Annotated in this window: 12 protein-coding genes, 2 other RNA genes and 3 pseudogenes; 12 read left to right on the top strand and 5 right to left on the bottom strand. The window is 32.4% G+C overall.

Annotated elements, in window-relative coordinates:
• Positions 1 to 89: 89 nt before the first annotated feature.
• Positions 90 to 1,049, bottom strand: coding sequence for an IS5 family transposase (locus AAGE00_RS07475; RefSeq protein ID WP_341815243.1), 960 nt, complete (start codon positions 1,047 to 1,049; stop codon positions 90 to 92).
• Positions 1,050 to 1,229: 180 nt separating this feature from the next.
• Here AAGE00_RS07475 and ssrS point away from each other — a divergent pair.
• The 3 genes from ssrS to AAGE00_RS07460 all read left to right on the top strand — a co-directional run bounded on the left by ssrS (position 1,230) and on the right by AAGE00_RS07460 (position 2,616).
• A non-coding RNA gene (gene ssrS / locus AAGE00_RS07470) (6S RNA) lies at positions 1,230 to 1,391 on the top strand.
• Positions 1,392 to 1,408: 17 nt separating this feature from the next.
• The gene (locus AAGE00_RS07465) at positions 1,409 to 1,870 is read left to right on the top strand and encodes a type II toxin-antitoxin system RatA family toxin (protein ID WP_006013504.1); all 462 of its coding nucleotides are present in this window, start codon (positions 1,409 to 1,411) and stop codon (positions 1,868 to 1,870) included.
• Positions 1,871 to 1,923: 53 nt separating this feature from the next.
• Positions 1,924 to 2,616 carry a thioredoxin domain-containing protein gene (locus tag AAGE00_RS07460; RefSeq protein WP_172793460.1) on the top strand — a complete coding sequence of 231 codons (693 nt, stop codon included), beginning with the start codon at positions 1,924 to 1,926 and terminating at the stop codon, positions 2,614 to 2,616.
• 28 nt (positions 2,617 to 2,644) lie between these two features.
• Here AAGE00_RS07460 and AAGE00_RS07455 read toward each other — a convergent pair whose 3' ends face one another.
• The gene (locus AAGE00_RS07455) at positions 2,645 to 2,923 is read right to left on the bottom strand and encodes a DUF2671 domain-containing protein (protein ID WP_010403908.1); all 279 of its coding nucleotides are present in this window, start codon (positions 2,921 to 2,923) and stop codon (positions 2,645 to 2,647) included.
• A 251-nt stretch (positions 2,924 to 3,174) separates the two neighbouring features.
• On the opposite strand from AAGE00_RS07455, the pseudogene AAGE00_RS07450 reads away from it, so the two are divergent.
• Positions 3,175 to 3,657: pseudogene (locus tag AAGE00_RS07450) on the top strand (O-methyltransferase); the annotation flags it as partial.
• On the opposite strand, the gene AAGE00_RS07445 reads toward AAGE00_RS07450, so the two are convergent.
• Positions 3,637 to 5,316, bottom strand: a complete 1,680-nt coding sequence (locus AAGE00_RS07445) for a recombinase family protein (RefSeq protein ID WP_149168752.1) — start codon at positions 5,314 to 5,316, stop codon at positions 3,637 to 3,639. The pseudogene AAGE00_RS07450 and the gene AAGE00_RS07445 sit on opposite strands and share 21 nt — an antisense overlap.
• A gap of 299 nt (positions 5,317 to 5,615) precedes the next feature.
• On the opposite strand from AAGE00_RS07445, the pseudogene AAGE00_RS07440 reads away from it, so the two are divergent.
• Positions 5,616 to 5,816: pseudogene (locus AAGE00_RS07440) on the top strand (O-methyltransferase); the annotation flags it as partial.
• Here the strand turns inward: AAGE00_RS07440 and AAGE00_RS07435 are convergent.
• Both AAGE00_RS07435 and AAGE00_RS08000 read right to left on the bottom strand, forming a co-directional pair.
• Positions 5,788 to 6,441 (bottom strand): glutathione S-transferase family protein, encoded by a 654-nt coding sequence (locus tag AAGE00_RS07435; protein WP_019236837.1) that lies wholly within the window; start codon positions 6,439 to 6,441, stop codon positions 5,788 to 5,790. The pseudogene AAGE00_RS07440 and the gene AAGE00_RS07435 overlap by 29 nt on opposite strands.
• Before the next feature lie 203 nt (positions 6,442 to 6,644).
• Positions 6,645 to 6,758: pseudogene (locus tag AAGE00_RS08000) on the bottom strand (WPE palindromic element domain-containing protein); the annotation flags it as partial.
• A gap of 118 nt (positions 6,759 to 6,876) precedes the next feature.
• Here AAGE00_RS08000 and ffs point away from each other — a divergent pair.
• From ffs to dnaN, 7 genes are all read left to right on the top strand, one after another.
• Positions 6,877 to 6,975, top strand: an RNA gene (gene ffs, locus AAGE00_RS07425) — signal recognition particle sRNA small type.
• 16 nt (positions 6,976 to 6,991) lie between these two features.
• Positions 6,992 to 8,575, top strand: coding sequence for a DNA polymerase III subunit gamma/tau (gene dnaX / locus AAGE00_RS07420; RefSeq protein WP_264684883.1), 1,584 nt, complete (start codon positions 6,992 to 6,994; stop codon positions 8,573 to 8,575).
• Positions 8,576 to 8,596: 21 nt separating this feature from the next.
• Entirely contained in the window at positions 8,597 to 8,911 is a 315-nt protein-coding gene (locus tag AAGE00_RS07415) for a YbaB/EbfC family nucleoid-associated protein (RefSeq protein ID WP_006013488.1), read from the top strand.
• A 336-nt stretch (positions 8,912 to 9,247) separates the two neighbouring features.
• Complete coding sequence (locus AAGE00_RS07410; RefSeq protein WP_264684882.1) at positions 9,248 to 9,931, top strand: P44/Msp2 family outer membrane protein; 684 nt, start codon at positions 9,248 to 9,250, stop codon at positions 9,929 to 9,931.
• 283 nt (positions 9,932 to 10,214) lie between these two features.
• A complete protein-coding gene (locus AAGE00_RS07405) occupies positions 10,215 to 11,108 on the top strand; it encodes an RNA polymerase factor sigma-32 (protein ID WP_012481951.1) in 894 nt (297 codons plus the stop codon).
• Complete coding sequence (locus AAGE00_RS07400; protein ID WP_019078627.1) at positions 11,101 to 11,598, top strand: invasion associated locus B family protein; 498 nt, start codon at positions 11,101 to 11,103, stop codon at positions 11,596 to 11,598. The genes AAGE00_RS07405 and AAGE00_RS07400 overlap by 8 nt, the downstream gene beginning before the upstream one ends.
• Positions 11,599 to 11,709: 111 nt before the next feature.
• Positions 11,710 to 12,861, top strand: a complete 1,152-nt coding sequence (gene dnaN / locus AAGE00_RS07395) for a DNA polymerase III subunit beta (protein WP_341815242.1) — start codon at positions 11,710 to 11,712, stop codon at positions 12,859 to 12,861.
• Position 12,862 lies beyond the last annotated feature (1 nt).

Here is a 12,862-nt window from a genome sequence, read left to right as displayed (position 1 = left end):
CTATGATACTTAAAATGCAAAATTTAACAAAGGCAAAATAATGATGGCTTTGTTGCATAGCACTGATAGGCATGTAAATCACAGTGAATTTACGCAGCTAATTTAAATTCAGCCATACCTATATCAGTAAATTTGTTCAATAAGTAGCACTTAATTAACAGCTCTTTTTCACGATTTACCTCTGATTTATTTTTCAAGCCAAACCCAAATATTTGCTTCAACCTATAGAAAAAGACTTCAATATAAGACCGTGCTCCATACTTAACTTTTTTCTTCCATTCATTAATACCATCTTCATAATTCTCATATGACCTAATTCTACTAATATACTTGTTTCTTTCTGATAAGTAGTCAGCTAAACAAATTTTAGTATCCTTCCTAGGGCGAATAATAGGCACAATATTGTATTTTCTGCATTCTTTATACACACTTTTCATATCATAAGCCGCATCTGCTCGAATAGAACAAATGTTATATTTATCACTGACTTCTTCTAACATATCGCAGACCGGCAAATAGTCTACAGCAACACCACTAGTGTAGTTCATGCTTATTGCTTTCTTATCATTTATGTTTAAAACAACATGTAATTTTCTTACTTGACCATAACCACTGTATTTTCTTTTTCGAATATTAAGCTTACTATGCCCACCGTTATTATTGTAGATACTAACTCTAGTGCTATCTACGGCAATTTCAACATTTTCCAGATCATCTTTATTGCTTCTATGGTCATCAATCTTCAAATTAAGCTTTTTAAATCTTCTGGAAGCTTGTGTATAGCTGATAATCTTAAGTTTTTTGCCTATTTGTACCATATAACCTTTTACAAAACCTACAGCTTGTCTCAAGCCAATTCTAAAAAGATGAACTATTATGTGTATTAAAATTACAACTTTATCACTATAAGTGTTATTGCCACCTGCAACTTTTGGACTATTTTCATACCAATTTTCTATGGCTTGATTAACAAAATGAAAAACATTTCCTCTTTTTTTGAGAAACTCGTTATATTCTCTTTGGTTACTTACTCTCATTTTTTGTGGCATAAGTTGTACTTGTTTGAAAAATGCCTATTTTACAACAAAATTCGTTAGTAGCCATATATTAAAAAGCTTTTCTTCTTACAATAACCTCAACCAACACTAGCTATGCAACAAAGCCAATAATGATCGCTAGTTTTAATATATCTATAGACATACTCTATATAAATAATCTATAATTAATTTAGGGGTCTGTGCTATGCGTTATGAGTTAAGTTAAATTTCCCGAGCGATAATTTCTGATCAAGGGAATTGCCTCTGTTAATTTCATTGAAATTAGTACGTGATGCCCACCTTAACTTTAGGTCTCAGGAATCTACTAAGACTGACGGTAGATATGGATCCCTTTTCCATTATTTAGGTTTATGTTACACCAATATAAAGAACAAGGTGTTTTTTTCTGTTCATCTCATGAGATATTTCAAGTTGTAATTGACGTTGAGAAGTATCCTGATTTTGTTCCTTGGTGCAAAGCTGTTTATATAAAAGAAAAAACTGATAGCCAAATGATTGTGGACCTCCTTGCAGCTTTTCATGGCATTAAAGGAAGTTACACATCAGAAGTGACCTTTCTTTCTCCAAATGGAGCAAATAAAAGTTGGATAAAAGCTGTGTCGTCAAATGGAATATTTAAACATTTATACAACGAATGGAAATTCACTCCTATAGATGAAAGTAAAACTATGGTAGAGTTCTATATAAAGTTTGAATTTAAATCCAATTTGTTTTCCGCCTTATTAAACTCAGTTTATAAATACACACAAAGTAAAATAATTGCTGCATTTAAAGACAGAGTAGAAAGTGTTGCCGAGAAAAAGTTATCTTGACATCATTTATATAAATGCATAAATTCTTTAATAAGTTAAGTGTTTCCATTGTAATGATTTTTAGATTATTGTTCTTACTTATTTTTATAAGTGTTAGTTCTTATGCAGCTATTGAACAAAACTTACCCAACACTCAAAAAACTGATGAAATAACATCAAAAGAACTACTGTCACTACTGCCTGATGATAAATTATTAGGTGATCCAAAAGCACCAATTTTAATGATAGAATATGCTTCGCTCACTTGTTATCACTGTTCTCTTTTTCATAAGAAAGTTTTTCCTAAAATCAAAGAAAAGTACATAGATACAGGTAAGATGTTATACATATTCCGTCATTTTCCTCTAGATTACAGAGGATTAAAAGCTGCAATGCTAAGTTATTGCTATGAAAAAGAAGAAGACTATTTTAATTTGAACAAAGCTGTGTTTAATGCAATAGACTCGTGGAACTACTCTAATTTTAGTGATTTAACTATACTACAAAAAATTGCTGCACTAAGCAATTTGAAGCAAGATGTATTTAACCAATGCATTAATGATAAAAAGATGATGGACAAAATTATAAATGATAAATCACTTGCAATTAATAAACTTGATATCACAGCTACTCCTGTATTCATCATCAAGATTAACGATGACAAATCATACGTAGAGAATGGTAAAATCAAACATGAAGGATATAGAGAGCTGGAATATTTCACTAATGTAATAGATGAGTTATATGGAAAAGCTATAGTGAAGTAATAACACTTTAGCTTACCATATAAAAACCCTATGCTGAATCAGTATTTTTTGATACTGTTTGTTGCTTTTTACGCTCAAACTCTCTTTTTTTACTGTGCCAAGCATAATAATACATAGCAATTTTATTCTCTATTAATACTATCGTTCCATCATAAAATTGGACCATATCCATAACTTTTTTCTGAGCTTCGTTAAAGCGTTCTTTGTACTTCTCGCGATAAGCTGGATTGTGCAGTAATTTCACTCCTTCATTATTATTAGATTTCTTGCTTAACGTTTCAACTTCGTTAGCAATGTTATAAGACATATAACCCCCTCTAATTGATTATAAAAATTACATTTTAAGAGAGATGTAAAATAAACGATCCCTTAATTCTAGTATAACAATTGGTTATTATACTAGTTAACCATAGTAAAATATATAATAATCTTTGTCACTTAAAATTTTACTTTATAAAATAACAACTTAAAATAAAAATTTTTATTATTCTTAACTCTATTGTTATATCTATAAATCTTATATAGATTAAACCTCCTTAGTTTATATTATAAAACTTAATGCGTCATAACTTTAGCAGAAAATCGTTGTACATAAGAAGCTTATTTGCAAAAGAGTATAAAAAAATAGAAGAACATTGTACTCTTGATAAGAAACAACGTATTCAAATCACTCCTGAAGAAGGAAAATTATTAAATTTATTTATCAAAATCCATAAAGTTAAAAGCATAGTTGAAATTGGCACTTTATATGGTTATTCGTCAATTTGTATGGTAAAAGCTTTACCGAAAGATGGTCATATATATACAATAGAAAATAATCCTCAACACTCAAGAATAGCAAAAAAAAATTTTAGTGCTTTTAATCTAAGTGATAAAATTACTCTAATAGAAGGTGATGCACTGGAAAAAATTAATGAATTATCAGCAAAGGCACCATTTGACATGATATTCATCGATGCTGACAAAAGTAGTTATCCTAAGTATTTAGATTGGGCAGAGTCATACATTAAACAAGATGGGCTAATCGTTGCAGATAATACACCTACGACAATGTTGCAAATTTTTATTTTCCTTTCCATTATGTCCAGAAGAGTTCGGTAGCTCTTTTACGCGAAATACCACATTTACGTCCTCAAGGTTAATTTCAATTCTCTTGACCAATGTTCTGATAATATCACGTTTAGTTAACCAGTCTGCGTTATCAAGGTTTAACGTAATATTGGAAGAAAAGTCTTCTAAATTGGCCACAACCAGAGTTACCTCCTGTTCTAATTCCTTTTGATAAAATATCTTTTTCTTCTCTTCTTTAATTGTTTTTAAGCTTTGTTTCATTGCTTTAATTCGTGGTTCAAATTCCTCTTGATTGATATATTCTTGAGCATAACTATCGATAAGTCTAGCAATACCACGTTTTAATTTATTTTCTTGTTTCTCTAGCAGGTCACTTTTTTGATCCAATGATGATTTTTTTAGTTCTGAAAGCCTACGCTTGTATTCTTCTAAAATCCTGTTTGGATTTTTCAATAACTGCTTAACCTCTTCCCACACAGCTGTTTCTAATGCATCTGAGCGAATGGGTTTATTGTCACAAATCTTATTACCACCAAAACGGTAAGAATCTTTACCACTACAACGGTAATATGCATAATGACCACCTTCTTCTTCTCGTCTACTTCTCATGCAAGTTCCGTAACATCCGTAATTACAACGCTTACATATGACTAAACCTTGTAGTAAGTACTTTGCTCCTCTTTTTCTTGTCCTTGCTACTTTTCTATTTTCAGCTAATTGTTCTTGAACAATATCAAATATATCTTCATCTACTATATTTGGCACTTTAATATAAATCCAATTTGCTTTTTCAACAGGATAGACAGAGTGGTTACTTTTTGGCTGCTCACAAGAGCCTTTCTGTGGTCTTACTTGCTTTAATCTTACTCCTAACCTTCTTCTACCAAAAGCTGCTTGTCCTTTGTAAGCAGGGTTTTTCAACATACTCCAAATTGTACCTTTATTCCAGCGTTCTTTTCCTTTTTGTGTCTTAATGGACATAGTATTTAGCCGACGACATACTTCCCCAATACTTGTTCTTTCTCTGCCTATCCACAAAAATACTTTACGAACGACATCAGCTTCTTTTTCGTTAATCTCAAATAAAGCTTGTCCTCCTCCCATATGCTTATCTATATAACGATAACCATAAGGAGCTCCTCCCATTACATTTACATAGCCTTTGTTAGCTGCATAGATTTTACCACGACGACTTCGTTCCATAATTTTCGCACGTTCATATTCTGCTATCATACCTTGCATTTGTAACAGTAATTGAGATTCTGGGTTACCGTTAATCTCATAATTTAAAAAAACCACTTTTGCTCCTGCTTTTTCAAATTCTTCAATCAGCACCATTTGATATGCATATTTTCTAGATAAACGATCAGGAGAATGAATGTAAATCTTATCAATTTTACCTTCTGTTACTTTATCACGTAATTTTTCTAAATCAGGGCGGACTAAATGAGATCCACTGTAGCCGTTATCAATAAATTTATACTCACTTAACAATCTGTATCCGTCCAGATTAATTTGCTTCTCTAAAGCTGCAATTTGACTTTCTATCGTATTTCCTTCTACTTGTTTCCCCGAAGAAACTCTCGCATATAAACATACTGTTACCATTTGACCCTCCTTGAATCCCATTTTTATGTTTTAAGTTTTTTTGACTTATTTCCTTTGACACTACCTTTTCATAAGCATCTGATAAGCATTGTTCTGCTAACCGATTAGGTTCATAGCTACAGCTAATTTGGATAGCTAATCTCTTGTTTCTCATGACTTTTCCTTGAAATAATATGTTCATATCATTCCTTAAAGCCGATGGTTAATTGATTATTAGCGCTATAAGTAAATCGGACTCTTGGTTCTGGACACAGAAGTTTTCGAGAAATGGTTTTCTCTAGTTTTATTTTTATGTTTTTTGCAACATTGTCGGTAGTGTAAACACTCTATTATTTGATACAGTATTTTTAGAATCTCCTCCAAAAGAAGTATCAGAAAAGTCATGGCATGCTATGAGAGAGTTTAACGATAGATTGTCAGATGAAAAAAAATATTTCTCCATATTGATTCCTACTGACGAAGGAATGACTGTAGCTTTAAAACTAACGCAAGTTAAAAATCAAGGTCAGCGTAATGTCTAGGGGGAGTTAAGCCAAAAACTCTCTCTAATAATATTTCGCGAAAACAAGGCCTTGATTTAACAATGGAGTACCATTCTTTTAAAATCTTACTTTTTTCCCAGGGAAAACTATTTACGTAGTCTATTATAGAAATATGTGATGCTAAAGTAATATCGGCTAAAGTGAACTTATCGGTTGCAAGCCAAACGTTCTTGTTAATTAAGTGTTCGATGTATTCCATATGGTAAGGCAGGTTATGCTGAGCTGCATGAAGAAATCTAGAGTCAGGGCTGCGGTTAGTAATTACTTTTTCATTCATAATATACTTAGTAACTTCATTGTAAAATTTGCTATCGAACCAATTGATTAAAGCGCGTATTTTAGACTTAATAATAGTTGATGAACCAAGTAATTTGACGTCACTATTGTAAATCTCTTCTATATATTCACAAATGGCATTACTATCCGCTATTACAAAGTTATTATCTATTAATACTGGTACTTGTCCGATTGGATTGATCTCCATGAATTCATTCCGCTTTTCCCATGGATTTTCATATACCAAATCACAACTCAGCTTTTTTTCCTTGAGAAGAGCTCTAACTTTTCGTGAAAATGGACAAAGAGGAAAATGATATAAAATCATAATATTCCTCTTTTGTTATTCCAATACCTATATGTTGTCATTCCAGTACGTGACATTGGAATCCAGCTTATTTCATTATGGACATTACTTTTAACATATATTCCTAGAATCCATTGTCCATTGTATAATTTCCAAATATTTTTATACTTGAATCCCAGTACAACTGTACGAACATTGTAGTTTGAGAGCAATCCCCACCGGAAGGGTGTCATTTCAGTGATTGACACTGGAATCCAGTTCTTATTATACAACAGCCTAATGTATTCATTTAAAATTAAGTTTTCTGGATCCCAGTGTCTGGGCACTGGGATGACAGAAGAAGAGTATTTTAGGTAACAGCTGTTTACTCCAAAGTAATGTTGCAAAAGGTCTAACATATAAATTATAAGGCTAATATAGAATATACCTTGCTAAAAAAAAAAAAGAGTATAACCTTTTATAAGGTATGCAGGCAAAAATTCTGTAACTTGGTCAGGTCAGAAATGAAGCAACCATATCAGAATCTTTTTGGGTTGCATACCTATTTGTACTATTTGTTTTATTCTAGGCTATGAACATAGCATTAAAATATCGTCCTAGTAGCTTTAAAGATTTAGTAGGTCAAGATATATTGGTGCGTATACTAGAAAATGCTTTTACTCTCAACAAAATTCCACAATCTATACTGCTTTCTGGTAGCAGTGGAATTGGTAAAACCACCACTGCAAGAATAATAGCTTTATGTTTGAATTGCTCATTGGGGCCAACTTTTGAACCTTGTGGATCATGTACAAGTTGTCTGGCAATAAAAAATTCAAGCCATCCAGATGTAGTTGAAATCGATGCGGCAAGTCACACTAGTGTTGAGGATGTTAGAGCGATCTTGGGAGATATTTGCTATTTACCAATAAGTTCTAAATTTAAAGTTTACATTATAGATGAAGTACACATGTTATCCAGTAATGCATTTAATGCATTACTTAAAACTCTAGAAGAACCACCATCTAGCGTAAAGTTTATTCTAGCAACTACAGAAATAAAAAAGATACCAATAACTGTTATTGCGCGTTGTCAAAGGTTTGACTTACATAACATTCCTTCAGCTAAGATAATGGAGCGTTTAAATGATATTGCACAAAAAGAAAATTATTTTATTGAAAAAGAAGCATCGGAATTAATTGCGCACCACTGTAGCAATTCAATGCGTAACGCTTTATTTTTGATGAATCAAGCATTGCTATATAGCAAAGATGGTACAATATCCACTCAAAGTGTTAAAGACATACTTGGTCTAGTAGATAGAAACGTTATATTTGATCTGCTGGAAGCAGTATTAGATAGTGATTTACAGAAGGCTTTGTTAGTATTCGACAATGTGGTAAAAACAGCAAATCCGCTCAATATTTTTGAAGATCTGCTGCAAACAATCCAGTTAATATGCCGTTTTTTAATTACAAAAGAGATTGATACAGAATATGAGAAGAGCAGAGTAAAAGATTTGAGTGCAAAAAAGTCTTTAATATTTTTTTCGAGATTGTGGAAGGTGCTGCTTAAGGGTATTCAAGATATAAAAATTTCAACATGCAATGAGGTTGCTGCTGAAATGATGTTAATTAGCCTTTGTTATCTTTCTGATTTGCCTTCTCCGGAACAGGTGATCAAAAAAATTCTTTCACAGAATGTAGAGCAAGGAAATAGACAGGGCAGACCTGTTGCACCTTCCCCCTCTGTCATCCAAGTAACTGACTACTCGGATCCAAAAAAATATGTGGAAAAACCCCACTCTGTCATCCCAGTGCGTGACACTGGGATCCATGTGAAAAATAAACAACAAAATTACGATTTTGATAAGATTTTGCAACTATTAAGGCGGAGTAACCAAATTTATCTTTACAAACAACTGTGTAGTAATCTAAAATTAATAGATTGTAAATTTGGGTATTTAAAATTAAAAGCTGTATCTAACTTGAACAGTAATTTTTGTAATGACTTGAAAAGTTACTTAAATCAAGCTACTAATCAGGAGTGGGTTATTATAGTTGATACGAGTTATATGAATAGGGAAGTGAGTAATTTAAATTATGCACCTGTAGTTAAGGATATATTAAATACGTTTAAAGGTGCAAAGGTAGTTAATATAGAAAATAAGGAGTAGGTTGTGGATTTCAGTCAAATAATGAAGCAAGCGCAAGAAATGCAAAAAAAGCTTGCGGAAGCCCAAGAAAAATATATTGGAAAAGAGTTTCAAGGTATTTCTGGTGGTGGCAAAGTTTCTGTATTAGTGGAAGTTATAAAAATAGGTGGCTATAAAGCTAAAAAGGTAAACATAGACTTAGAGCTTATGAGAAATGAAGAAAAAGACATAGTAGAAGATTTAGTGACAGCAGCGTTTAATGATGCAATTAAAAAAGCAGAAGAAGATATGGCAAATGCAACCTCTGATCTTGCAGGTATGATGGGGTTACCACCTGGATTTAAACTTCCTTTTTAAATTTACTACTGAAGTTTGCCTTAATGCAGTAACTAAGTGTTTTCCTTTTATACTAGTACTTCCATGAAGTACATTCATATTACTGCATGAATATGCAGCAATTCACAATGATGAATGCAGATCAGAAGATAAAAAGACATTAGTGAAATAGGTGTCAGAAGATCAAGAGTAAAAAAAGTAGAGTAACTCTATTTATTAATTAATAAAATCTTTGTATTTTCCTAAAAGTTAGTTAAGATACAGAAGGTTTTGTGTTATTAAGTTAGCACTTGACTTAACTTTAGTTATTATTTAGACTGCTAAAGTGGAATTTTAATTTTTTTAACGAGGGCAATTATGCATTATAAAAAGTTTTTTTCGGCAGCTGCTTTAGTGACGTTGCTAAGCCTATCAAACTCTGCTTTTTCATCAGACCCTATTGGTCCAATAAGTGATGAAGAAACTAGCTACTACGTTCGTTTACAATACAACGGTGAAATTTTACCTTTTTATACAAAAGTTGATGGTATTACAAATGCAAAAGATAAAGAAAAGGATAGTCCCTTAACAAGATCTTTTATAGCTGGTGGTGGTGCATTTGGTTATAAAATGGATGATATTAGAGTTGATGTTGAAGGGCTTTACTCACAATTGGCTAAAGATACAGCTGTAGTAAATACTTCTGAAACAAATGTTGCAGACAGTTTAACAGCATTTTCAGGATTGGTTAACGTTTATTACGATATAGCGATTGAAGATATGCCTATCACTCCATACGTTGGTGTTGGTGTTGGTGCAGCATATATCAGCAATCCTTCAAAAGCTGATGCAGTTAAAGATCAAAAAGGATTTGGTTTTGCTTATCAAGCAAAAGCTGGTGTTAGTTATGATGTAACCCCAGAAATCAAACTCTTTGCTGGAGCTCGTTACTTCGGTTCTTATGGTGCTAGTTTTGATAAGGCAGCTAAGGATGATACTGGTATCAAAAATGTTGTTTACAGCACTGTTGGTGCAGAAGCTGGAGTAGCGTTTAATTTCTAGTCTATCTTTGTCTTATTATCCCAGTGGGTTTTTCTTATCATTCAAGTAGCATGACACTGGGATCTAGAAAAAAGAAATGTGAATTCCAGTGTTTGAGCACTGGAATAACACATTATTTATTTAATGTAGTTTTTATCGTTACACGCTGGCAATTTTAATTCTACATTTAGGTAGCTGTTGTTAAGATCTCAACTAGATATAAAGTTATGCTTTTTTAATTAAAGCTTGAATTTTTCACTGAAAATCAATATATTATATGTATAGAGTTTTAATTTAAGTTATTATGTTGACCCCAGTAGCAAATTTATGTGTTAATAGTAGCACTAATCTCATGCAATATATTGCTGAAGTGCGAAAATTTCCTATGCTTTCCCAAGAAGAGGAAGTGCGATTAGCAAAAAATTGGCAAGAATACCAGGATATTTCTTCTGCTCACAGGTTGATTACTAGCCATTTGAATTTGGTAGTAAAAATTGCAATGAAATTTAAGAATTACGGTCTATTGTTGATGGACCTGGTCATGGAAGGAAATATGGGTTTAATGCATGCAGTGAAAAAGTTCAATCCTGACTTGGGATTTCGTTTTTCAACTTATGCAGTATGGTGGATTGAAGCTTCAATGAAAGACTTTATATTAAAATCTTGGTCACTTGTAAAAATAGGTACAACGCAAGCACAAAGGAGATTGTTTTTTAGTTTACGTAAAATAAAAAAAAGAATTTTACAATACACAAACAGAGAAACTTTGAGTAAAGAAGAAATAAAAGCAATATCAAATGAGCTTTCTGTATCTGAAGAAGATGTTGTACAGATGAGCTATCGTCTGGCTTGTAAGGATCAGTCGTTAAATAATTGTATAAAAATAGGTGATGACTCTAAAAAGGAGTTACAAGATATGATTCCGTGTAATTTAGTTAGTCAAGAAGTAGCTTACCAGAATCATGAAGAAAAGGCATTAAAAGAAACAATTTTAAGCAATGCGCTGGCAAGTCTTAATGAAAGATCAAGAGACATTTTCATTAGCAGATATTTATCTGAGAATACTCAGACTTTGGATGAGCTTAGCAAAAAATATTGTGTTTCAAGAGAAAGAATAAGACAGCTGGCTGAGCAAGCGATGAGTAAGGTAAAACAACATATAAAATCAGAGAGTTTGAAATTCGGTTTACATGCGTAGTCTTTTCGTATTTCTAATATTTCTTTCAATAGACACTCTTGCATCGGTTAGTAATGTACAACTGAGCGAAAAATATAAAGACTGGTTTGTGTATACTGCATTGGAAGATGGTGAAAAAGTGTGTTATATTGTATCTCATCCTAAGAAAAAAAGTGAACATTATACAGCCGATCGCAAGCCGTATGTAATGGTCAGTTACGTTGATAAAAAAGCAGATGAGGTGAGCGTCACTTCTGGCTTTCAGTATAATAATGAGCCTGTAGTTCTCAATATCGATAAAAAAATTAAATATCAATTGCCAATAATACAGGGAAGTCTTGCGTGGACAGATGATACAAAAATGGACCAAGATTTGATTCTAAAAATGAAGCAGGGATTATCAATGGTAGTTAATGGAAAAGTAAAAACAGCAAATGTTGATGATACTTATTCCTTGCTTGGCTTTCAAAAAGCGTACCAAAAAATGCATGACTTATGCCATACAAAGTAAATTATTGATCACTAAAGTATAAGATAGGCTGTTTTGTCTCTCAGACAAAAATATGGATATCACTTTACATAGAATATGAATATCATTTAAAATATATTTTTGAGAATTAATATGTCAAAAATTGTAGATATAGGAATCAAAGAACAAAGTTCTGTGTGTGAACAAATGCGTTTTAGTGTAAGTCGTGCAAGCCTTTTAAATACGCTATCCAGGGTAAGTGGAGTGGTTGAAAGGCGCAACTCGATAGATGTTTTAGCGTGTATAAATATCAAAGCACAATATGGTAGCATAAAATTGAAGGCTACTGATCTTGACATTTCAATATTTGCCTCACTTACTGCAAATGTATCAGCAGAAGGAGAAGTGAAAATCTCAGCACATACTTTACATGATATAGTGAAAAAATTGCCAACTAATTTGGATGTCAATTTCGAAATGAATAATCAAGGAAAATTATTGATATCCTGTGGAAATGCAAATTTTTCTTTACCGAACGTAGTTTCAAATAACTTCCCTGTTCTTGAAGAAGGTGATCATCAATACGATTTCACTCTACTAAGTGCAGATTTGGTAGACTTGTTGACTAAAACGAAGTTTGCTGTGTCGCTAGATGATACAAGGTATAATTTGAATGGGATATATCTGCATACAGATGAGCAATTTCTGTACTGCGTTGCAACTGATGGCCACCGTTTATCATGTATAAAAAGGCCTAAACCTGAAGATATCAACGGAGAATTTGGGGTGATCATTCCACGTAAAACTATCATGGAACTGTTGAAAGTATTGGATGATTGTAATGAGATAAATATAAAACTTTCAGATAGAAAAATCAAATTTACATGTGGTGAGTATATTCTAATATCAAAATTGATAGATGGAACTTTTCCAGATTACAAAGCCGTTATTCCAACGTCTCAAGATAAACAAATGATTGTTGAGAGTAGCAAACTTGCTAGTGTTATAGACCGAGTTTCCGTTGTTGTGTCCGATAAAATAAAATCAATTAAATTTTCATTGCAAGAGAATTTATTAACTCTACATTCAAATTCCCAAGAGTGTAGTGATGCAACTGAGTCTATAGAAGTGGATTACGATGGAGCTCTTATGGAAGTAGGATTTAATTCTCGTTATTTGCTTGATGTTTTATCCTGTATAGAAAACAAGTGTAAATTTAGCTTATCAGATGGTAATAGCGCTACAATTATCACTGATGAAGATGATCCAAGTGCACTATATATAGTAATGCCAATGAGGACTTAAG

Source organism: Wolbachia endosymbiont (group B) of Aricia artaxerxes, assembly GCF_964026975.1.
Classification (GTDB): Bacteria; Pseudomonadota; Alphaproteobacteria; order Rickettsiales; family Anaplasmataceae; genus Wolbachia.
This window is presented reverse-complemented; position numbering and strand designations above follow the sequence as displayed.

Bases quoted from the DNA above. Each gene is read 5' to 3' on its own strand.
- AAGE00_RS07460 (WP_172793460.1), top strand. From the start codon at position 1,924: ATGATTTTTAGATTATTGTTCTTACTTATTTTTATAAGTGTTAGTTCT.
- dnaX (WP_264684883.1), top strand. From the start codon at position 6,992: ATGAACATAGCATTAAAATATCGTCCTAGTAGCTTTAAAGATTTAGTA.
- dnaN (WP_341815242.1), top strand. From the start codon at position 11,710: ATGTCAAAAATTGTAGATATAGGAATCAAAGAACAAAGTTCTGTGTGT.
- AAGE00_RS07400 (WP_019078627.1), top strand. From the start codon at position 11,101: ATGCGTAGTCTTTTCGTATTTCTAATATTTCTTTCAATAGACACTCTT.
- AAGE00_RS07435 (WP_019236837.1), bottom strand. From the start codon at position 6,441: ATGATTTTATATCATTTTCCTCTTTGTCCATTTTCACGAAAAGTTAGA.
- AAGE00_RS07445 (WP_149168752.1), bottom strand. From the start codon at position 5,316: ATGGGATTCAAGGAGGGTCAAATGGTAACAGTATGTTTATATGCGAGA.
- AAGE00_RS07410 (WP_264684882.1), top strand. From the start codon at position 9,248: ATGCATTATAAAAAGTTTTTTTCGGCAGCTGCTTTAGTGACGTTGCTA.
- AAGE00_RS07405 (WP_012481951.1), top strand. From the start codon at position 10,215: ATGTTGACCCCAGTAGCAAATTTATGTGTTAATAGTAGCACTAATCTC.
- AAGE00_RS07415 (WP_006013488.1), top strand. From the start codon at position 8,597: ATGAAGCAAGCGCAAGAAATGCAAAAAAAGCTTGCGGAAGCCCAAGAA.
- AAGE00_RS07455 (WP_010403908.1), bottom strand. From the start codon at position 2,923: ATGTCTTATAACATTGCTAACGAAGTTGAAACGTTAAGCAAGAAATCT.
- AAGE00_RS07475 (WP_341815243.1), bottom strand. From the start codon at position 1,049: ATGCCACAAAAAATGAGAGTAAGTAACCAAAGAGAATATAACGAGTTT.
- AAGE00_RS07465 (WP_006013504.1), top strand. From the start codon at position 1,409: ATGTTACACCAATATAAAGAACAAGGTGTTTTTTTCTGTTCATCTCAT.